This window comes from Secundilactobacillus sp. MJ173, from assembly GCF_059704265.1.
This window is the reverse complement of sequence record NZ_BAAKGN010000037.1, coordinates 1-20,776: the sequence shown is the minus strand read 5'-3', so window position 1 is coordinate 20,776 and position 20,776 is coordinate 1. Positions and strand designations below refer to the sequence as shown.

The window sequence follows — 20,776 nt, the reverse complement described above, 5'->3', positions numbered from 1 at the left end:
CTGATAGGTGTTTAAACCTGTAATAGATGGTAAAATAGAAACAATTTAGTCGCATTTAGAGAAGGGGTGGCACCATGGGCGTTATTCGAATTAATAATCTAAAGTTTCATACCTTTAACGGTGTATTTCCTGAAGAACGAAAAAATGGTCAGCAGTTAGCGATTGATGTTGCCTTGAACTATCCAATTGAAGCACGGGTTCAGCACGATGAACTGGACGAAACGATCAGTTACGCGGATGTGAATGCAACGATCGATAAATTTGTTCATACGCATTCTTATAAGCTGATTGAATCACTCGCTAATGAACTTTTAAAGCTGTTGCTAAAGGATTTTCCAATGGCGACCAAGATTACGCTTAAAATTCGTAAGTACAGTGTTCCCATGCCAGGAATATTTGATAATGTCGAAATTGAAGTGTCAGGTGAAAATCGTGAGTGAGCAAGTTTATTTAAGCATCGGGTCAAATATTGGTGATCGATTGGCCAACTTAACGCAAGCAGTTAACTTACTTCAAGCTGACCCAGCAGTTCAAATTAAAGCCGTTTCTTCGGTTTACGAAACGCAGCCGTGGGGTAATTTGGATCAAGCTAATTTCTATAATATTGCAGTGTCACTAACCACCGCGCTTGATCCGCAAGGGTTATTGGTTTTGCTCCACGACATTGAGCAAGCGGGTCATCGTCGCCGGTTAAAACATTGGGGTCCCCGAACGATTGATTTAGATATCGTCTATTGGGGTGATCGTCAGATTGAGACACCAGACCTAACCGTGCCACATCCACGAGCATCTGAGCGTAACTTTGTGTTACTGCCAGTACAGGAAATTGCTGGTCATGATTTGAAAGTGAAGGTCCAAGTAGAGGCTGCCTTACAGCAAAAAGCCGATCAAAGTTGGATTAAAAAAGTAGAAGGGGTCACCATAAACTATGATAAATGACGCAAATCAGAAAAAAATTGAAGAAGCAGTAAAGATGATTTTGGAGGCCGTTGGCGAAGATCCTGAGCGTGACGGTCTCGTTGAAACGCCGGGTCGGGTTGCCCGGATGTACAGTGAAGTCTTTTCGTCAGTTAACGCGCCGGCATTTGATAACTACAAACTCTTTCCAGTGGACGAAACCACCGAAATGGTGCTGATCAAAGATATTTCCTTTTATTCCATGTGTGAACATCACTTGCTGCCATTTTTCGGGACAGTAGATGTGGCCTATATCCCTAACCATCAGCGGGTAATGGGACTCAGTAAGATTCCCCGATTGATTGACTACTGTGCTAAGCGACCAAACGTGCAGGAGCGGATGACGGTCAACATTGCTAAGGAACTTACGCGGATTCTTGACCCACAAGGGATTGCAGTGTCGGTCTCGGCTCGGCATATGTGCATGGAAATGCGCGGTGTTGAAAAAACTGGCAGTCAAACCGAAACCAGCTATTATACTGGTGCCTTTAAGACGGACCATGAATTAAAACAGGAATTCTTGCAACGAATTAACGGGTGATGGCAATGAATCAAAATACGGTTCATGAAATGTATGTTCAATTAATTGATCAGTTCAATCAAGCACGGTTAGTGGGCGATAATAACCGGGTACCGTTATTGCGGAAAATTGTGGCCGCTCTGGACAATCCGGATCAGCACTACCACGTTATCCACATTGCCGGCACCAATGGTAAGGGGTCTACTGGCGCAATGTTAAGTGCTATTTTGGAGGCGCAAGGTTATCAAGTGGGGCGGTTTAACAGCCCCGCTATTTTAAACGACCGGGAGCAAATTCAGTTTAATCATCAGTGGATCACAGAAGCCGCCTTTATTGATAGCTATCACGAAATTAAGCCAGTGGTGAAACGACTTGGATTGTCTATCACTGACATTTCAATTTTTGAATGGCAGTTCTTGATCAGTCTTATTTGGTATCGTAACCAACGAGCTGACTACGTGATTTTAGAAGCTGGTCTGGGTGGCTTAACGGATGCCACTAACGCCATCAGTGCGCCGCAACTAACGGTGTTTACAAAGATTGCCATGGACCACATGCAGATCTTAGGGGATACACTGACTAAGATTGCGATTCAAAAATCAAAGATCATTAAGCCAGGAACTTCTGCGGTGACGCTGGCTGATCAGAAACCAGAAGCGTTCAAAGTACTGCAAAAAGAAGCGCAAAATCAGGGCGTTTCCCTGACAGCTCCGAAAACAACCGCCACCGTTTTAACTCGCAGTTTCAGCGGCATGACGGTTGACCTACATAGTGAAATATTTGACTGGTCAGCGCTTAAGTTGAACGTAGCTGGGGACTTTCAGGTTCAAAATTTAACCCTCGTTTTAACGGCGATTGCGGTGCTGAAAAGGCACAATGTTCGCATCACGGATGAAGCTGTGAGAACTGGCTTGCAGCAGGTTCAGTTACCAGATCGGCTGTCTATTATCTCGCAACACCCACTAATTGTTGTTGATGTGGCCCACAATCCGGATGGCATGACGGCGTTGACAAATAGCCTAAAACAGCTGGCAAAACAGTATTCACTTACTTGGGTGGTGGGCTTTTTAGCCGATAAGGCAGTGACACCCATGTTGCAACTGTTATTACCACTGGCGGATCACGTACTGACGGTAACACCAGATAATCCCAAACGGGCATTACCCGGAGATGAGTTGGCTAGTCAGATACGGATCATTTCCCCTAAAGTTGATGTTCAGGTGATGGCTAGTATGCCGCAAGCCATGCAAACTGCTCGGGAAACACTGCCCAAAAACGGTATGATCGTGGTGGCTGGATCCTTTTACGTGGCTCGCAAACTAGCGGCAATGGAGGTTGATCATGACTGAGTGGCTGATTGCATCAAATAATGAATTTAAAACACGCGATTTGATTAAATGTTTGGCCTTCTATGGCATTCAGGCAGTTCCTTATACGGATGAACTGCCTAAATTGCATTTTCCGGCAGAGCAAACCGACAGTTATGAGGCCAATGCATTACATAAAGCTCAATTTTTGGCTAGTCATACGACTAAGGGTGTTATCGCTGATGATAGCGGGATTGAAGTCCCTGCACTTGGTGAACATTTAGGCGTTACCACCAAACGGGAACTGCATCGAGACGTGTCTCATAGCGATAACCAAACGATTTTAAACGTAATGCAAGGCCAGGATGACCGTCGAGCGACAATGGTCAGTACGTTGGTGGCTATTGCGCCGAGTCAAGCACCAGTGACCGCAGTTGGACGCGTTAGTGGTACCATAGCAACGCAAACCCGCGGAACGAATTCCACCGGATTTGATAAACTATTTATTTTACCCCATCAGCAAGGTACATTGGCTGAAATGTCTGATGAGAAACGATTACCACTGACCCATCGAGGTCGTGCAGCTAAGCAATTAGCGGCAGAATTGAGAGGAGTTTGATCCATGCAAATTCGAGAATTGACCAATCAGTTTCAAGAAGCAACTGATTTTCAGAGCCAAGCTTTATACCAACTGGCCCAGCAGCAACGATTGATTGCGCTGTTTTTTACGTCACTTGCGGTATCAGAGCAGACGGAACTGCAAAAACGGTTACGTCAATTAGACGCTGTGATGGTGGTGAGCGACGGCGATGTTTTTGGTCTATTAAAACTACCCGCACTGCGGTTGTTGACTCAGCATTGGCCGACTTGGTTTTCGGATGATCATACTGGTGAACAAACCTTAAAGCGAATTTTGACTAAGCACGATTTAGATTGGCAGGTTGCTGGTAAACGGTTTAAACTTCGTGATACCTCAATGATCTACGGCATTATGAATATTACGCCTGATTCGTTTTACGATGGCGGTCGGTACACGACCATGGATACGGTGCTGGCTCACGTTTCGGAAATGCTAGAGGCGGGGGCAGACGTCATCGAAGTCAACGGTCAAACCACGCGGCCAGGATACACTGAGGTGACACCTGAAGTTGAAATTGAACGGACGATTCCGTACATTAAAGCCATTGCCAGTCGTTTTCCTGAAGCGGTACTGGCCATCGATACTTATAAAGTACCCGTCATGGATGCTGCCATTGATGCTGGTGTAGCGATTATTAACGATGTGAACAGCTTTACGGATGATCCGGCCAAGCTAAAACTGATGGCGCAATCTAATGTGGGCTTATTGACGATGCTGAATGGTCGCAACTTTGACTTTAAAATCATGACGGATGAAGCTCATCAGTTCTTTGAGAATAACTTAAACGATCTCACTGCAGCGGGAATTGACCGTGACCGTATCGCCATTGATCAAGGATTAGGCTACGCTAACGCTCAGGTTAAAAATGACGATCAAGATTACGTCATTATGAATAACACAGACCAGTTCAATGACCTTGAGCGGCCGATGATGGTGGCCGTTTCGCGGAAGGGTTACATGGCGAAACTATTGGGCTTAAAGAAAGATGAACGGTTACCAATGACGTTAGTGAGTGAAGTAGCCATGATGCAAAAGGGCGGTAAAATTATTCGAGTACACGATGTGAAAGAAACTCGCCAAATGGTGACCTTGCTTGATCGTATCAACCAGGGTTATTGGTTAGCCTAGCAATCTCGACCGGCTCGTTGCTTGTCAGGATAAAAGTTCACAAAGTGAGAATACAATAAAATGTTGACTAACATTTCTCAATATGTTTTAATGAAAACAATCTAAATGAGAAGGGATTAATGACAATGACGACACAGTTAGCTCAAGTTAATGCGTATTGGTACGGTTATTACTTTAGTTAGCGTCCGCAGCTTTAAATGCGGACGCTGAAGCAATCGCGTTCGCGTCTAAAGCAAGCCGTCAATTTGTCGTGCCAGCTAGACGTGAAGATACTAGCTGGACCATGGTTGATTCCACAAAGGAAGCAATGAAGCCAGCTAGGTTGTCTAGCTGGCTTTTTTCGTACCAAAATTAAGGAGTGACTAAAATGATGGAAACAAATGAAAATGATTCAGGCGCGTGGCAACCCAGCGAATTAACTGCCGCTCGTCAGCAGATCAACGATATTGATGACCAAATCGTGAAACTTTTAGCACAACGCTTTGAAGCCGTCACGAAGGTAAATGAAGCTAAGGCAGCTGCCAATCTACCGATTATGGATCACAACCGGGAAGACCAGGTACTCGACCGGGTGACAAGCACGGATCCTAATCCGGAAACGAAGCTCTATATGCGCAATATTTTTGCGACCATCATGAAAAACTCTAGGGACTATCAAGACTACTTAACTAAAACTAACCAAACACACTAAAGGGGACTATACAAGATGAATTACTTAACAGCGGGAGAATCTCACGGACCGCAACTGACAGGCATTATTGAAGGCTTACCGGCTGGCTTATTATTGGATATTGATGCTATTAACGACCAGTTAGCTGCTCGACAAGGTGGCTATGGTCGTGGCAGTCGCCAAAAAATTGAACACGATCAAGTGACCATTGTTGGTGGTGTTCGCCACAAGAAGACCATGGGCTCACCCATTGCGCTAGTGGTGAACAATCGTGATCATGCACATTGGGGTAAGATTATGGACCCCGTGGCGGATGAAACGGCGGAGAATTCACTGCGAACGGTGGAACGCCCACGCCCAGGCCACGCTGATTTGGTTGGTGGGATGAAGTACAACCACCGTGACTTGAGAAACGTTTTGGAACGCTCTAGTGCTCGAGAAACAGCCATGCGAGTCGCTATTGGTGCCATCTGTGAACAGTTTCTACAGCAATTAGGAATCGATATTGTGGGCTATGTCCAGCAGATTGGTCCGGTTACTGCGGATGATCAATCACCATTAGATGTTGCTCATATCAAGGACTTGATTAGCCAAAATGATTTACGTATCGTTCAGGCAAACAAAGTCGACGACATTCATATGCTGATCGACCAAACAAAGAAGGACGGCGACACGCTTGGCGGAATCGTTCGAGTGGTAGCCACCAACGTACCAGCTGGATTAGGCAGCTACATTAGCTGGGATACCAAGCTAGATGGCAAGATTGCAGCGGCGGTCATGGGCGTTAATGCCATGAAGGGCGTTGAGATCGGTGATGGCTTCAAGGCAGCCACGAGTTTTGGCAGCCAAGTCATGGATGAAATTGATTGGCACGAAGGTGAGGGCTTTACCCGTGAATCCGATCATTTGGGCGGATTTGAAGGCGGTATGACTAACGGGATGCCCGTAATCGTGAAAGCAGCAATGAAACCAATTCCAACGCTCTACAAGCCACTGCAAAGTGTCGATGTTGAAACCAAAGAAGTCAAGAAGGCTAGTGTTGAGCGTTCTGATACCACGGCCATCGTGCCAGCTTCCATCGTTATCGAAAGCGTGGTGGCCATTGAATTAGCCAAGGCCATCACAGATACCTTCGACGGCAGTAATATGGTACGTTTAAAGGCGCAGTTAAAGGCTTACCGAGAAGAATTGGAAAACTACTAAGGGGGTATCAGTCTTGAGAACACTAAAAAGTCAACCAGCAGAAGGATTACATGGTGAATTGACAGTTCCTGGTGATAAGAGTATTTCTCACCGTGGCATTATGTTGGGGGCAATCAGTGAAGGAACTACTACACTGACGCATTTTCTGACTTCCGCAGACTGCTTATCAACGTTAGCCGCTTTTCAGCAGTTGGGTGTGCCGATTGAACGTGAAGGGACAACGGTGACGGTCCATGGTGTTGGTTTGCACGGTTTGAAACCTAGCAAGGATCCTCTTGATATGGGGAATTCTGGGACCACCACCCGTCTGATTATGGGCTTACTGGCTGGTCAGCCATTCAGTACGACCTTGATGGGGGATGCCTCCTTATCCAAACGGCCTATGCGACGGGTGAGCGATCCGCTGGCAGCCATGGGCGCTGACATTACCACTACAGATGGGCATTTACCGGTGACCATTAACGGGCAAAAATTACACGCGGTTGATTATCAGCTCAAAGTGGCTAGTGCGCAGGTGAAAAGCGCGCTGATTCTAGCCGCGTTGCAGGCAGATGAACTCTCAACGTTGACGGAACTATTACCGACTCGGGATCATACGGAGCGGATGTTGACGGCTTTTGGTGGCGCGATTTCTACGGCGGATGATGGGTTAACCATCACCGTTCAGCCGCAACCACAGCTAAAGGGTCAATCAATGACAGTTCCTGGTGATATGTCATCAGCTGCCTTCTTTATGACGGCAGCGAGTCTTGTGCCAGGTTCTCAAATTACATTAAAGGATGTTGGCCTGAATAAAACCCGGACTGGTTTACTGGCTATTTTAAACGCTATGGGTGGCGATATTTCGGTTGAATCTGAACCGACGACTGGGGAACCCATTGGTGACCTCACGATTCGTTCAGCGGATTTAAAGCCCATCAATATTGGTAAGGAACAAATTCCAGCAGTGATTGATGAACTACCATTAGTGGCACTTTTAGCTGCCAAGGCTAATGGTATCAGTCGAATCACGGGTGCCGAAGAGTTAAGGGTCAAAGAAACTGACCGTATTAGTGCTATTGTGACTGAATTTAAGAAGCTAGGCATCGATATTGAAGAATTATCAGATGGTTTTGTTATTGATGGTCGCAAGCCTTGGCACGTTGTGGATCCCGTCTTGGATGCCCATGATGACCACCGAATCGGGATGGTACTTGGAATTGCAGCGTTGCTGGTTGATCAGCCTTTGCAGTTGCAGGGGGCTGACAGTGTCCGAATTTCCTATCCAGAATTTTTCGATGATCTAGACAAACTACTGTAATGAGGTGATTGGCATGACAACGGTATTGATAAGCGGTTTGGGGCTGATAGGCAGCTCATTGGCTCGCATCATGAAGAAAAGTGAGGTCCAGCCAACGATTTTGGGGGACGACCCCAACGATGATACCAGCCAGTTTCTGCTGGGTCAGGGGATCATTGATGAACGGGTGACACTGTTAAACGCAGCGTCACGCGCGGATATCATTGTGCTCGCTGGCCCAGTTTCAGTGATTATTGATCAATTAGCGCGACTAGCTAATGTAAAATTAAAACCAGGCGTGCTGGTGACAGATGTTGGCAGCACTAAGACGCAGGTCATGGCCGCTTCACAGCTTTTACAGCAGCAACACATCGGCTTCATGGGCGGACATCCTATGGCCGGTTCCCACAAAACGGGTGGTCGAGCTGGCCGAGAAGATTTATTTGATAATGCTACATATTTTATGGTCGATGGTTCGCAGACGGTGGCGCAAACAGCGCAATTTAAAGCCTGTCTCAAGCCGGCAAAATTACGCTGGGTGAATGTGTCAGCGGAGGCACATGATGGCTTAGTGAGCGAGATTAGCCACGTACCGCACGTGTTAGCAGCCAACCTGGTTAATACCGCTGATCACCAGTTAAAACATGACTCAGTCGGACTCAGTGCCGCTGCGGGTGGATTCAAGAGTACGACCCGAATTGCCGGTGCTGACCCGACCATGTGGACAGCCATCATGCTAAGCAACTCTGAGGCCATTAGTGAACAGCTGACAACTTATATGGATCAGTTAAAGCAGATTCAAGCAGCCATTGAAACGCACGATACCGAAAAAATTTACCAATTCTTTGCACATGCCAAGACAGTTAGAGAACGTTTAGATCAAGGAGAGGAGAAATAATGAGAGCGATTTTAGTTGGCTTCATGGGTAGTGGTAAAACCACTGTCGGCGAGCTGTTAGCCCAACGGCTGCACCTCACTCATCGGGATTTGGATGACGTGATTGTGGAACGTGCTGGCAAAACGATTCAACAAATTTTTGACGATGAAGGTGAGGCTGCCTTTCGCCAACTGGAACACGACGTCTTAGCCGATACACTTGTGAACAGTAAAGGTATTTTATCAACTGGTGGTGGCACACCAATTCAAACGGCAAACTATGAGCTGTTACGTAAAAGCGATGTGCCGGTTATTCTACTCAACGTTAAGCCGGAGACGGTTTTGTCCCGGCTATCGGATGATGGACAGCGGCCACTGGTCAAAGAACTTGGCGTAGATGGCTTACTTGGTCTGAAGCAAAAGCGGGATGCCAGGTACCATGAAGTGAGCGATGTGGAAATTGATACGGATGATCTGACACCGGCCGAAGTTGTTGATGTAATTTTAGCAAACGTTCATTTTAAAAATCACAGTCACGATGCAGTATAGGTGAGTTCAAGATGGAATTAATTAGTATTTCGTTAGGTAAATTGGATCAGATGAAGCGTCAGCGTTACAGTGATGGTACGGGAATCAATTATCTGGTTAATAAAAGCCCGTTTCGAGAGAACCAGTACGGCGTTCATTTAGAACTGGTAGACAGCGATGGTAAAGTGTATCAAAAAATTGAAGTGTATTTTAAACCTGATCAATTAATATCCGAACCTTTTGAGGCTAATGGGCGGCAGTATCGAATAACGTTGGTTAAGTAGTTTTGACGCTGTTAAGGTAGACAAAAACGGCTAGTCATAAATTTCCATTTTGGAAATCTATGACTAGTCGTTTTTTAGTGACGATTAGTTTTGGACTGCGTTAACGATGAAGATCTGTGACTTATAATCACCATCTGAAGCACCTTGCATCGTGTCAGGATGCAACATTAGGCCAGCGTTCATTAATTCAGCACCGTAAAATTTTTCGGTGAGTTGATTAACGGTATATAACTGATCAGGAATCAATCCCCGAAACTTTAACCGTTGGTATGGACCGTTAGGATGATTCAGGATTTGATACCAGCCAGCAACGGCTTTTTGCTGATCCGCACTGACGACTTCCCAACTGACGATATTGCCTTGTTTTTCGAAGGGACTATCAATTCGATAAAACTTGCCAAATTGGAATAACTGCCGGTATTGTTTGTAAAAAGCAACTTGTGAGGCGACCTGTTGCTGTTCCTCTTCAGTTAACTTGGTGATGTCGAGTTCATAGCCTAAATCGCCAAAGAAGGCGACGTTTCCGCGAGTATCAAATGGCGTTACCCGTCCAGTTTGTTCATTAGGGACAGCAGAAACGTGGGCGCCCATCATAGTTTGCGGGTAGCCGTATGAAGTTCCAAACTGAATCTTCAAACGTTCAACAGCATCGGTATCATCGCTGACCCATGCTTGCGGTGCGTAATACATCATGCCTAGGTCATAGCGACCACCACCGGCTGCACAAGACTCGATTAAAACGTCTGGAAAGGCAGTAGTTACACGTTCGTATAGCTGATAAACGCCTAACATGTACCGATGACCCATCTCCTGTTGCTGATGAGGTGGCAATTTTTGACCAAACATATCGGTAATGTTTCGATTCATGTCCCATTTGATGTAGTCTAAGCCCGTTTTCTTGATCATATTACCGACCATCTGGAAAACGTAATCGACTACTTCAGGCCGGCTTAAATCTAAGACAAACTGGTTGCGGCTTGGCGTCTTTTGCCGGTTAGGTGCGGCAATCAACCAATCTGGGTGCTGCTCATAGAGCGTACTGTCAATGGAAATCATTTCTGGTTCAAACCACAAACCAAATTTCATGTCCATGTCGTGGACTTGGGTGACTAGGTGTGCTAACCCCTTTGGAAATTTCTTCGGGTTTTCAAACCAGTCGCCCAGTGAACTCCGGTCATTATTCCGGTGGCCGTACCAGCCATCGTCGAGGACAAACATTTCAATGCCGAGCTGCTTCGCTTTTTTCACGATTTTCAGCAGTTTTTCCTCATCAAAGTCGAAGTAGGTGGCTTCCCAGTTATTGATTACGATTGGTCGCTGCTTCTGCGAAAAACGGGGGTTAACCAAGTGTTTCTGATAAAAATCTGCCATTTGCTGACTCAATTGATTCATCCCGTTTGACGTATAACTCATGATTGATTCTGGAGTTTGGAATGTTTTGCCAGCATCAATTTGCCAAGAAAACTCGTTTGGATTGATACCAACTAAAATTCGGGTGGTATCATAGTGATCAACTTCAACCTGATCCATAAAGTTACCAGAGTAAACCAGGTTGAAACCGAATGCTTCTCCCTGGTCATCAGTTGTCTGTGGTCTTGCTAAGATGAAGAACGGGTTTTGTTGGTGGCTGGATGCGTAACGTAAACTACTAATGCTTTGAACGCCACTTCGTAATGGCGTCCGAATCAACTGACGTTCCCGGGTCCAAGCACCAGAAAACTGAATCATGTCGTATGAGGCATCTGGTAAATCCAGTTCGCTGCTATAAGCGGCCGTTAGAGTTACCGGCTGCTGACCATTATTTTCAAATTTGCTGCTACGTATCAGAATGTCCTGATGCGGAAAGATAGTATAGTTCAGCTTTAACGTCATTGCCGTTACTTTATCAGTTAGGACAATGGTTAGGGTCTGAGCATCATCGTTGGTATCATCAAAGGTTGACGGCATCTCTGGTAAGCGGCTCTTTCCAGTGGTCAGTTCATATTTGCTGAACCGGAATTCAGAAATCCGACTGCCGTTTGGTTCTTCGATTTGATAAGCGGGATACCTAAAATCGCCGGTACCAAGGTCCGCATACTCCTGCTTGAGCATTTCCAGTTGAAAATCAGGTTGATCAAGTGTTAAAGCAGGCATTGAGCCGCGTTCTTCGCGTGTACTTAAGTTAACGTAGCTTGATTTAACAGGAATTTGTTTGCCACAGTATAGCTGACCCAGTTCACCATTTGACATGACATAAAAGATGTAGCTCATATTTGCCGTTTGCAAGTGAAACACGTTGTCATTAACAAAGATTGCCATGCATTAAACTCCTTTCTGTTCATTCACCTAGAGGTTAAGTGATTTAAATGGCTTATTCGGTAGGCGCGGAGAGATTCAGAACTTCGTCGCCATGTTTAACGTTGCCACTTTGCTGCAAACAATTGAAGTTACTGATCTTATCACCATTGGTAATCACGGCCATCACAGTATCATCATAGCCGGCCTTTTTCAAAATCAGTGGAGAGAATTCAATCAACAGGTCGCCTTTTTTAACGGCTTGCCCCTTCTTAATTTGACTGACAAAACCAGTTCCACGCATTTTCACTGTATCCACACCAATGTGAATCAGACTAAGCGTGCCATTTGCAGCTTTTAAGCCAACTGCATGCCGAGTAGGGAAGGTCGCTTCGATCACACCGTCAAAGGGTGCATAAACGTGACCATCACTTGGTTTGATGGCAAATCCTTTACCCATCTTGCCACTGGCAAAGTTAGTTTCACCAACGCCGTTTAGAGGGACTACTTCACCATCAACTGGTGCGACGTAAGATAATGTTTGCTCATTTACGTCTTCGCGGATGTCACTCATTGACTCAGCATCACTGTTTAGGTGCTTGTGCCAGGTCTTTTCTAGTTCATCCACAATTTCCGCGTGTTCTTTTTCATCAAGCGTTACTTTCTTCCAGAAAGTAAATGTGCCAAGCAAAATGAGAATGGCGGGGACACCAAACATCATTAATTTAAAGACCATTTGACCGTGCGTCGTGATATCACTAGCAGATGCACCACTGGTCATCCCAGCCCAAACGGCAGTTAAGCCAACCACACCGTTAGAAACGGCACCACCAAATTTATCCAATAATGGTCGAACTGAAAGGGTCAGTGACTCGTCTCGGTGCCCATTCTTGAGTTGTCCATATTCAACAGAATCAGATAAAATCATCAGTACAACTAAGAAGATCAAGGTTTGAGGAACGTAGAACAAAACGGCAGCGGTTAGAACGATTGGTAATGAACTGCCGGCAAAGAAGAATAGCAAAACCCCAAATAGCATGACGATAATTGAGAGGAAGAATACGCGTCGACGACTAAACTTTTGTGCCAATGAAGGGAAGGTCAATACTGAGAAGATACCAATAATTGCATTTAACGAAGCCAAAAAACTAAACTCAGCAGGCTTCCCCAAGATATACGTAAAGTAATATAGTTCGAGTGAGTTTAAAATAGCGATTCCTGTCGTATATAAGCAGTAAGTCAATGCCATCCACATTAACTGGTCGTTACTCAATAAAACTTTGAAGACGCCTTTGAAGGTTGTTTTTTCTTTGTTTTCACGTAATTCAGAATGTTTTTCCTTGGTTCCCAAACCAACGGCGATTGCTGAAATCCAGGAAGTTAAACCAATGATCACGGCAAAGAAGAACCAGCCCCGGTTATCGCCCTGGCCGTTGTTAGAGTTGATGGAGAAGAATAACACCAGTGGCATGACGATGATTCCAACGATGTTAGCACCGATGTTGGAGCCAACACGAGCAAATGTTGCGGTTTTTTCACGTTCAGCAGAATCAAAAGAGATGGCAGGAATCATTGACCAGAAGCCAACGTCCTTAAACGAATAGAAGATATCCATGGTAATGTAGAAAACCGCGAATAAAATCAAATATAAAATTGGGTTGGAAACGTTTAGGCCGCCCATATTAGTAAATAGGATGATTAACATCACGGAACCAACCGTCCCACCAGCAACCACCCAAGGCTTAAAGTGACCCCAACGAGTATCCGTGTTGTCGATGGTATTGCCGATAAATGGGTCAATCACTAATTCAACGAACCTTAAAATCATAATGATGGTTGTAATATAACCAATCATCCGAGCATTTTGCCCACCACTGCTCTTATCAAATAAATGAGAAGTAACAAACATAATGAAATAAGTTGATAATGTTGCATAAAACATATCATGTCCAAACGCACCAAATGAATAAGATAGTCTAGACGTGATCCGTTTACGCTTGTCTGACGGTGACATCGTAGTGTCTGCCATAGAAAAGGCCTCCTAATAAAGTTAGAATCAATAATCTACAGTTCTAAAAGTAAGCGTTTTCAAATAAAATGTCAATAATATTTATTAAATTTATTTTTTATTGCATTAAAGTTTAACAGTGATTTACTAAATTGATTTTAAAGGCATCTCAGTAGATGCTATTAAAGATCAATAGATCTGGGGGTATTAAAAAGCCTATTCCGCGGTTTTACGGAATAGGCTTTATTCACGTTAAATTCTGGCATCTACCGAGTTTGTCACACAGCTTAGATGTTTTTAAATTCTGTAAAATTATTTTTCTGTTTCATCATGGATTGGGTAAGTATCGCCTTTACCGAATCGTCCTGGTATTTCTGTTCGCACTGACCAGTCACGATTTGTAGCGACTAAATTTTTGATTTGATTAATAGCCGTAATGCCCAGTTCTTCTTTCGGCAGCCATATGCTTGTTAACACCGGCGTTAAGAAGGAAGCGAGCTTAATACCGTCAAAACTAATGATCGATATGTCCTTACCAGGCATAATATTGTGTTCCCGGAGACCCTTTATTACACCAATAGCCAGTGGGTCAGAGGCAACTAATAGCGCGCCAATTTTTACCTGAGATTCAACTAATAATTCTTCAATCGCCGTCAAACCTGCCTGACTGGACCAAGACGTTAGCTTCAGTAGCTCTTCCTGTTGCCTGATTGCTGCCCAGTCGTGGTAAGCAGACGTACGTGGATCATCAACGATTTTTTCGACTGATCCATTACTTCTTAATTCTAAGCGGTTACCACCAATAAAGGCGATTGGACCATCAGTATCCGCGCTTAATTTATCCAAAGCCATACGTGTTAAAGCATATAAATTAGTGCCAATGGTATCGACATTGCTATCATCGCTTTTGACATCATCAATGATGACGATGTTTTTGTTATAAGCTTTAAATCTCATAATGGCATTTGAAGACAACGACCCTAAGATGATAACGGCATCAAAGTCAGCAACGACACTGGGTTTAATGCCGTTTTGAATTCGAAAAATATTTTGAATTGCAACTGATTCTTTGGCGGCGGTTTCGTAGATGCCCTTTCGGATAAAGTGCCAATATTCATCTTCGGTTTCTTCTTGCAACGTTAACGTTGTAATCAGAGCGCATGTCAGTACATGGTTGCTGGTATCTTTGTGCTGAACGGGCTCATAACCAACTTCAGCAGCAATCTTTTTAACTTTTTCGATTGTTTCAGAGGCAACTGCTTGTTTCTTGTTTGGATTTAATGCCCGTGATACCGTTCCTGGTGAGACATTAGCCAGTTTTGCAATTTCTCTAATAGTTGGCATTGCACGTCACGCTTTCTAAAAATTTATTAAACGAATTAAACATTTGATATTATTATACAACGTTTCTTAATCTGGTAAAAGAAATACCTTTATGTGCCATATCAATTTCAAGTATTTCGATAAGGATAAATTAAATAAAAATCATCGCTGTTTCCAAAAAGATATTAAAAACTCCTAAAACCTTGTCGTAATCACTAGCAACCTCATGACGAACAGGTTATACTCATCAATGCTATTAGAATTCGCTAGTCAAGGCGGATATACACAAGGAGAGACACAAATGAAGAAATTAGTCGTTTTATCAGGTAGCTTAATTGCTGCATTTAGCTTGCTGGGAGCCGGCGCCATGACGCAGACTCAGGCATCAGCTAAGACAACCGTTGCTGCAGGCAGTCCTAGCCTGTCAATCAACAAAATTTATTCAAGCTCAACATCAGTATCAGGTAAGGCCAGCAAGGGTGTTAAAGTCATTGTTGAAAACAGCAAGAAGAAACAAATTGCCAGCTCAACAGCATCCAAAACTACCGGTAAATACACTGTAAAGTTGCCAGCTAAGCAAAAGGCAGGCACTAAGCTTTACGTTTACGCCAAGGCTTCTAATGGTCATTACTTCTACCGAATCATGACGGTTCAAGCAACTGCGTCATCAAAGACTACGACTAAGAAGACAACTTCAACCAAGAAGAACACATCTTCTAAGACGACTTCAAAAACAACCTCAAAGACCACTTCAAAATCAAATACACCAAGCACACCAACAGGTACTTGGAAGTCAACCAGTAACAAAGGCTGGACGATGAAGTTTACTTTCAGCCAAAAGACTGGTTTGAATGAATATACTTACCAAGGTAAGAAATCAACTCACGTTTTGAAGAATGCACGTTACAGCGTTGATGCTAAAACACCTGGTTTCTGGAAGATCAGTGCCACTGCTAAGGGCGGTGCCAAGTCGACCTTCTACATGCGTTTTTCTAGCAAGAAGCAATTTGTTCTAGTAAACAGCAAGAACCAAGTGATCAACACTTCAGTTGGTAAAGCACCAGCTGGGCACTATACGTTTAAATTACAATAATATAGAGTGTGAAAACAAGCGTTTAAAGAGTGGAGTATAAGGGTTCGAAACGGAAATTTCCTGATCTTTAGGGAATTTTTGTTTCGAACCCTTATATGCAACTCTTTGCTTGTTTGAACACGTTTTGAAACATGTTTCAAAACTCGATAGAAACACAAAAAACTATTTCGGCGTTCTTTGTCGGAATAGTTTTTTGTGTTTTTTGGCCGGAAGCTGAGTTGTGGAATGTTTTGACTAAATTGAAATATTAAACAGCCTACGCAAGCCCCCTAATTGCTTGCTTACACGTCTTTGTTTGGTACAATCAGTTTAGGTCAAGAAATCAGAGGGGAGCGTATCATAATATGAAAGCTATTGGTGCAACTGCAGATCAGCAGTTAATTAATATCACGTTACCGAAACCCACCGCAAGTTCTAATCAAGTGTTGGTTCAGGTGGACGCCGTGTCGGTTAATCCGGTGGATACTAAGCTGAAAGAGGCTGTTAACGAAAGCACCGCACCCAAAATACTGGGTTATGATGCGGTCGGCAAAGTGGTTGAAACGGGTAAAGAGGTCACCAAGTTCAAGGTTGGCGACCGGATCTTTTATGCCGGCAGTTCTCAGGTTGCTGGTGCCAATGCTGAGTATCAGCTAGTGGATGAACGACTAGCCAGTTTGGCACCACGGTCGTTAACTGCAGCCGAGATTGCTGCCATGCCGCTAACAGCTTTAACTGCTTATGAGCTATTATTTGAAAAAATGCAGTTTGTGGGTAAGGCTAATCAGAATCAAAAACGTACCCTATTGATTATCAACGGTGCTGGCGGTGTGGGATCTATCATGTCGCAGCTGGCGCACTGGGCTGGCATTACCGTTTTAGCAACCAGCAGTCCTAAGCATTTTGATTGGTTAAAAGAAAATAAGGTAGATCATCCCTTGGATTACCATGAAGATTTATTAAGGGAAATCCATGACTTAGGCTATACGTCACTGGATGGGATCGCTATCTTGTATAATCCTGCAGACTACTTTGATTTAGCTGCCGAATTGGTTAAGCCTTTCGGACACATTGGCTCGATTGTCGGCAGTCCGGTAGATTTACCGCTGTATAAAATTAAAAATAAGGCTGCCAGTTTTGATTGGGAGTACATGTTTGCGAAAAGTGATGCGGATTACAACGTCAATAGTCAGGGGAAGACTTTGCAGCTGATTGCTCGTCTACTTGATCAGGGTGTGCTAACTACCACGCTCACTAAAGTTTTAACGGATGGTATTAACGCAGAGAGTCTAACTCATGCTCACGAACTGGTCAGTCAAGGCAAAATTCACGGTAAGCTGGTCTTAACTGGTGAATTTAATGCGCCAGCAGAAGACCAGAGTGATCAGAAATGATTGCCACTAGAAAAGAAGTTCGTTTGCCCGCACTTTTCATTGCTAACTTAATGCTAAACACCGGTGCAGCCTTTATGTGGCCGCTAACAACGGTATACATGAATAAAACACTCGGCGAATCACTTACTACTGCAGGTGCTGTGTTGCTGATCATGTCGTTAATGATGATGGTGGGTAATTACGTTGGTGGTATTTTGTTTGATCGCTGGTCACCCTATTTAACGGGGATACTGGGTGCTGGCATATCACTTGTGGGAATGATTCTACTAATCTTTTTCCATGGGTGGCCGATCTTCGCAATTCTACTTGTGATCGTCGGTTTTGGTGATGGTATCAGTTTGACCGTTGGCAATTCGTTTGCGGCGACCATCAAAAGTACGTCGATCCGTAAAGTTTTTAACTTGATGTATATTGCATTAAACGTTGGTGTGGTCATCGGAACATTACTGGTAGGTTATTTGCTGGATTATGGTGTGACCGTCGTTTTTGCGGTAACAACGCTGTGCTATATTTTACTTTTTGGGCTCATGGTGACTGAATTTAAAGTTGATGTAAATAGTTCAAAGAGTGAGCGTCAGGAAAACGGGCAGGTTCCCAAGATAAACTTACAAGTGATTTGGTGGATCTGCATAATGGTTTTTGCCATCTATGCCAGTTATTCACTTTGGGAAAGTGTCCTGTCGGTGCACATGACGAATCTGCACATTCAATTTAAGGATTATAGCTTCTTGTGGACCATGAACGGCTTTTTAATCGTGTTTGGACAGCCAGTGATGAACCGATTATTTAGTAGTCATCGATTGGCGACTCAGGTTGGACTCGGCGTTTCTATTTTTGCCCTGTCGTTTTTTGGCCTGATCTTTGCCAGTCAGTATTCTGCCTTTGTAATCATTATGATCGTTTTGACGATTGGTGAAATGATTGGTTTTCCAGGTTTGCCAGCTTGGATTGACGGTCTAGCGGAAAACGGAAGTAAGGGAAAATACCAAGGCATGTATAACGTAGCGATTTCCCTTGGCAGGGCGATTGGGCCGCTGTTTGGTGGCTTGATGATTGACTACTTCAGCTATCGGGCGCTGTTTTTATGCGTGGGCTTAGCCATGCTGCTGTCACTTGGTGGTGTATTGATCAGCCATCGGCGATTATCTGAGTAAAAAATTAGTCAGTTTCTTCAAATAGAAAAACTGACTAATTTTTTGATTTGGGTTAATTTTTGTACCCTACAAATCTACCTTAAATCCCTGTTGTTTAATCACCTGAAGAAGTTCGGCCCGCAGCTTAGGATCGCGCTGCAGTTCTTGAACAATGTGCTGACTGAAAGTGGTGTTTTTCAGATGACTGTTACGGTGAGCGTAGTAGTCAGCCGTTGTCTTGTCATAGGCTGCTAATTGTGCATCAAAATCAGCTGGCAGCGCATACTGATTACTGAAGTGCATGAGCGGTTGCGGTAATCGTGGCTTTAAACCAGGTTGTTCTGCCGGATGACCAATGGCAATTCCCAACAGTGGAAAAGTCAGTTCTGGCAAGTTTAATAACGTGATGATCCGCTGTGAATGGTTCAAAATACTGCCCATAATCGTGCTGCCTAAGCCAATACTTTCACCAGCAGTCACAATGGCTTCGGCTGCGATAGCAACGTCGAAGGTGCTGGCGAGAAACTTGTCGAAGGAACGTAGAATTGTCGTATCGGCATGAGCAGCTTCAGCAATTTTCAAATTCCGGTGCTGATCGGCAACTAACATGAAGTAGTGGCCGCTTTTTTCCAGCCAGTGGTGACCAGTAATATCTCCCAGTTCTTGTTTGATGGCTGGGTCAGTAATACTGATGATGCTGTATTGCTGGGCGAAGGTACTCGTAGCAGCGTGTTGAGCAGCTGCTACTAAAGTGGTAATTTCGTCGTTAGTCAGCGGTTGGTCGGTAAATTGGCGAATACTGCGATGTTGATTAAGTAGCGTTAAAATATCGTTAGACAAAATATCGTCTCCTTATAAGTTCAAAAATTGAAGTCGTTCAACTAGTTTTTTGTACACCCGTGCTTCATCAGCAGGGACCCCACGTAGTTCGTAGTCATCGATAAATGGAGCGTCAAATTTTTCACAATATCGACGTGCAGTGAGACAATACTGTTCATTGAAATTTTTATTACCGCTGCCAACAACACCAATCAGTTGTTTTGCATTGTCGTGGTAATCGATGTATTCTCCCATCACGTTCGTCATTAGTTCCTTAACACCATTATCGATACCGTTACCACCATCCAGATAAGTGGGAACGAAGCAGAAGAAGGGCTTTGTTTCATCAGCGAAATCAGTCTGTTCTGAAATTTCGGTTGCTTCAATTTCTGGTAAGCCCTTATTTTTGACGTGTTGCGCGAATGCATAGCGGGTTAAGTGTTCAACAAAGTTACGCGTATTCCCCTCAATTGAAATAAATAAAATTCGTATGGGATCCATAGTGTTTTTCCTCCAAATTATCGATATAATGGTAGATGTTGTGTTAATCGTATAGATGATACATACTGGTAGTATTATCAGTTAATTTTAGCCATATATAGGATTGAAAGCAAGCAGCAGAAGTTTTGTGATTTGTGTGCTTGTCAATTATGATAGATATATCATAGCAGAGATAGTTAATGATTATAGAGGTGAGAGAATGGCAGAGAAACAGGATTTAAGGGTTCGGCGGACAAACGAACAAATTACACGAGCTTTCTTTGGTTTACTCAAAGAAAAGGGATTCAAGACCATGACAGTGCAAGATATCAGTAAACGAGCACGTATTGGCCGGTCAACTTTTTATAGTCATTATTACGATAAATATGATTTGCTGGAGAAATTAGTCGCAGAATACACGGAAGTTTTCCGGAAAATTGTGGATCAGCGGTTTAGTATACATACACCAGAAATTGGCTCCAATACCGTTAAAGTGCTGATTCTTGCGCTGACTCAATACCGCGAGATCCTGTTGCAGCTGTTTGATATTCACACTGAAACGGCGGATCTAGAACGCAACTTCAAGCGGATTTTGCGCACAACAGCCTACCAGTATTTCCAGCACGTAGACTTGCCAAGTGAGATTGATTTACCGTTAGATTATTTGAGCGATCTTTACGCCAGTAACGTGATGTTATTTTTACTTTGGCAATTACGGCATGGTAAAAACGATTCCGTGATTCAGTTTGGCGATCGACTGCAGGAATTTGTTTTGAATCCAACTCAGGGCATTTAATAGTGGTGTTCAAAAAATAGGAAGCTGTGACAAAACTCGGTAGATTCCAGAATTTAACGCCAATAAAGCCTATTCCGAAAAGTTC

Annotated in this window: 21 protein-coding genes; 16 read left to right on the top strand and 5 right to left on the bottom strand. The window is 43.9% G+C overall.

Annotation, left to right across the window (positions count from 1 at the left end; all coding sequences use genetic code 11):
- Window positions 1-74 precede the first annotated feature (74 nt).
- The 12 genes from folB to AC6H04_RS06125 all read left to right on the top strand — a co-directional run bounded on the left by folB (window position 75) and on the right by AC6H04_RS06125 (window position 9,392).
- Entirely contained in the window at window positions 75-440 is a 366-nt protein-coding gene (gene folB, locus AC6H04_RS06180) for a dihydroneopterin aldolase (protein ID WP_497570866.1), read from the top strand.
- The gene (folK, locus tag AC6H04_RS06175) at window positions 403-939 is read left to right on the top strand and encodes a 2-amino-4-hydroxy-6-hydroxymethyldihydropteridine diphosphokinase (protein ID WP_497570865.1); all 537 of its coding nucleotides are present in this window, start codon (window positions 403-405) and stop codon (window positions 937-939) included. Before folB ends, folK begins: the two co-directional genes overlap by 38 nt.
- Window positions 929-1,498 carry a GTP cyclohydrolase I FolE gene (gene folE / locus AC6H04_RS06170; protein WP_497570864.1) on the top strand — a complete coding sequence of 190 codons (570 nt, stop codon included), beginning with the start codon at window positions 929-931 and terminating at the stop codon, window positions 1,496-1,498. Before folK ends, folE begins: the two co-directional genes overlap by 11 nt.
- A 5-nt stretch (window positions 1,499-1,503) precedes the next feature.
- A complete protein-coding gene (locus AC6H04_RS06165; protein WP_497570863.1) occupies window positions 1,504-2,826 on the top strand; it encodes a bifunctional folylpolyglutamate synthase/dihydrofolate synthase in 1,323 nt (440 codons plus the stop codon).
- Entirely contained in the window at window positions 2,819-3,403 is a 585-nt protein-coding gene (locus AC6H04_RS06160; RefSeq protein ID WP_497570862.1) for a non-canonical purine NTP pyrophosphatase, read from the top strand. Before AC6H04_RS06165 ends, AC6H04_RS06160 begins: the two co-directional genes overlap by 8 nt.
- A 3-nt stretch (window positions 3,404-3,406) precedes the next feature.
- Window positions 3,407-4,552, top strand: a complete 1,146-nt coding sequence (gene folP, locus AC6H04_RS06155; RefSeq protein ID WP_497570861.1) for a dihydropteroate synthase — start codon at window positions 3,407-3,409, stop codon at window positions 4,550-4,552.
- 367 nt (window positions 4,553-4,919) lie between these two features.
- Window positions 4,920-5,243, top strand: coding sequence for a chorismate mutase (locus AC6H04_RS06150; RefSeq protein ID WP_497570860.1), 324 nt, complete (start codon window positions 4,920-4,922; stop codon window positions 5,241-5,243).
- A gap of 15 nt (window positions 5,244-5,258) precedes the next feature.
- Window positions 5,259-6,425, top strand: coding sequence for a chorismate synthase (gene aroC / locus AC6H04_RS06145; RefSeq protein ID WP_497570859.1), 1,167 nt, complete (start codon window positions 5,259-5,261; stop codon window positions 6,423-6,425).
- A 13-nt stretch (window positions 6,426-6,438) separates the two neighbouring features.
- On the top strand, window positions 6,439-7,725 hold the full coding sequence (aroA, locus tag AC6H04_RS06140; protein ID WP_497570858.1) for a 3-phosphoshikimate 1-carboxyvinyltransferase: 1,287 nt from the start codon (window positions 6,439-6,441) through the stop codon (window positions 7,723-7,725).
- Window positions 7,726-7,738: 13 nt separating this feature from the next.
- Window positions 7,739-8,602, top strand: a complete 864-nt coding sequence (locus AC6H04_RS06135; protein WP_497570857.1) for a prephenate dehydrogenase — start codon at window positions 7,739-7,741, stop codon at window positions 8,600-8,602.
- Window positions 8,602-9,129 (top strand): shikimate kinase, encoded by a 528-nt coding sequence (locus AC6H04_RS06130; RefSeq protein WP_497570856.1) that lies wholly within the window; start codon window positions 8,602-8,604, stop codon window positions 9,127-9,129. The genes AC6H04_RS06135 and AC6H04_RS06130 overlap by 1 nt, the downstream gene beginning before the upstream one ends.
- An 11-nt stretch (window positions 9,130-9,140) precedes the next feature.
- Window positions 9,141-9,392 carry a hypothetical protein gene (locus AC6H04_RS06125; RefSeq protein ID WP_497570855.1) on the top strand — a complete coding sequence of 84 codons (252 nt, stop codon included), beginning with the start codon at window positions 9,141-9,143 and terminating at the stop codon, window positions 9,390-9,392.
- A gap of 84 nt (window positions 9,393-9,476) precedes the next feature.
- On the opposite strand, the gene AC6H04_RS06120 is transcribed toward AC6H04_RS06125, so the two are convergent.
- The 3 genes from AC6H04_RS06120 to AC6H04_RS06110 all read right to left on the bottom strand — a co-directional run bounded on the left by AC6H04_RS06120 (window position 9,477) and on the right by AC6H04_RS06110 (window position 15,018).
- Window positions 9,477-11,690, bottom strand: a complete 2,214-nt coding sequence (locus tag AC6H04_RS06120; protein ID WP_497570854.1) for an alpha-galactosidase — start codon at window positions 11,688-11,690, stop codon at window positions 9,477-9,479.
- A gap of 52 nt (window positions 11,691-11,742) precedes the next feature.
- Window positions 11,743-13,695, bottom strand: coding sequence for a sugar MFS transporter (locus AC6H04_RS06115; protein ID WP_497570853.1), 1,953 nt, complete (start codon window positions 13,693-13,695; stop codon window positions 11,743-11,745).
- 291 nt (window positions 13,696-13,986) lie between these two features.
- On the bottom strand, window positions 13,987-15,018 hold the full coding sequence (locus tag AC6H04_RS06110; RefSeq protein ID WP_497570852.1) for a LacI family DNA-binding transcriptional regulator: 1,032 nt from the start codon (window positions 15,016-15,018) through the stop codon (window positions 13,987-13,989).
- A gap of 280 nt (window positions 15,019-15,298) precedes the next feature.
- Here AC6H04_RS06110 and AC6H04_RS06105 point away from each other — a divergent pair, with 280 nt between their 5' ends.
- The 3 genes from AC6H04_RS06105 to AC6H04_RS06095 all read left to right on the top strand — a co-directional run bounded on the left by AC6H04_RS06105 (window position 15,299) and on the right by AC6H04_RS06095 (window position 18,617).
- Window positions 15,299-16,090 carry an Ig-like domain-containing protein gene (locus tag AC6H04_RS06105; RefSeq protein WP_497570851.1) on the top strand — a complete coding sequence of 264 codons (792 nt, stop codon included), beginning with the start codon at window positions 15,299-15,301 and terminating at the stop codon, window positions 16,088-16,090.
- Window positions 16,091-16,434: 344 nt separating this feature from the next.
- The gene (locus AC6H04_RS06100) at window positions 16,435-17,463 is read left to right on the top strand and encodes a zinc-binding alcohol dehydrogenase family protein (RefSeq protein ID WP_497570850.1); all 1,029 of its coding nucleotides are present in this window, start codon (window positions 16,435-16,437) and stop codon (window positions 17,461-17,463) included.
- Entirely contained in the window at window positions 17,460-18,617 is a 1,158-nt protein-coding gene (locus tag AC6H04_RS06095; RefSeq protein WP_497570849.1) for an MDR family MFS transporter, read from the top strand. Before AC6H04_RS06100 ends, AC6H04_RS06095 begins: the two co-directional genes overlap by 4 nt.
- A gap of 66 nt (window positions 18,618-18,683) precedes the next feature.
- Here AC6H04_RS06095 and AC6H04_RS06090 read toward each other — a convergent pair whose 3' ends face one another.
- A complete protein-coding gene (locus tag AC6H04_RS06090) occupies window positions 18,684-19,436 on the bottom strand; it encodes a nitroreductase family protein (RefSeq protein WP_497570848.1) in 753 nt (250 codons plus the stop codon).
- A 12-nt stretch (window positions 19,437-19,448) separates the two neighbouring features.
- Window positions 19,449-19,916, bottom strand: coding sequence for a class Ib ribonucleoside-diphosphate reductase assembly flavoprotein NrdI (gene nrdI, locus AC6H04_RS06085; RefSeq protein WP_497570847.1), 468 nt, complete (start codon window positions 19,914-19,916; stop codon window positions 19,449-19,451).
- Between the two features lie 199 nt (window positions 19,917-20,115).
- Here nrdI and AC6H04_RS06080 point away from each other — a divergent pair, with 199 nt between their 5' ends.
- Complete coding sequence (locus tag AC6H04_RS06080) at window positions 20,116-20,691, top strand: TetR/AcrR family transcriptional regulator (RefSeq protein WP_497570846.1); 576 nt, start codon at window positions 20,116-20,118, stop codon at window positions 20,689-20,691.
- Window positions 20,692-20,776 lie beyond the last annotated feature (85 nt).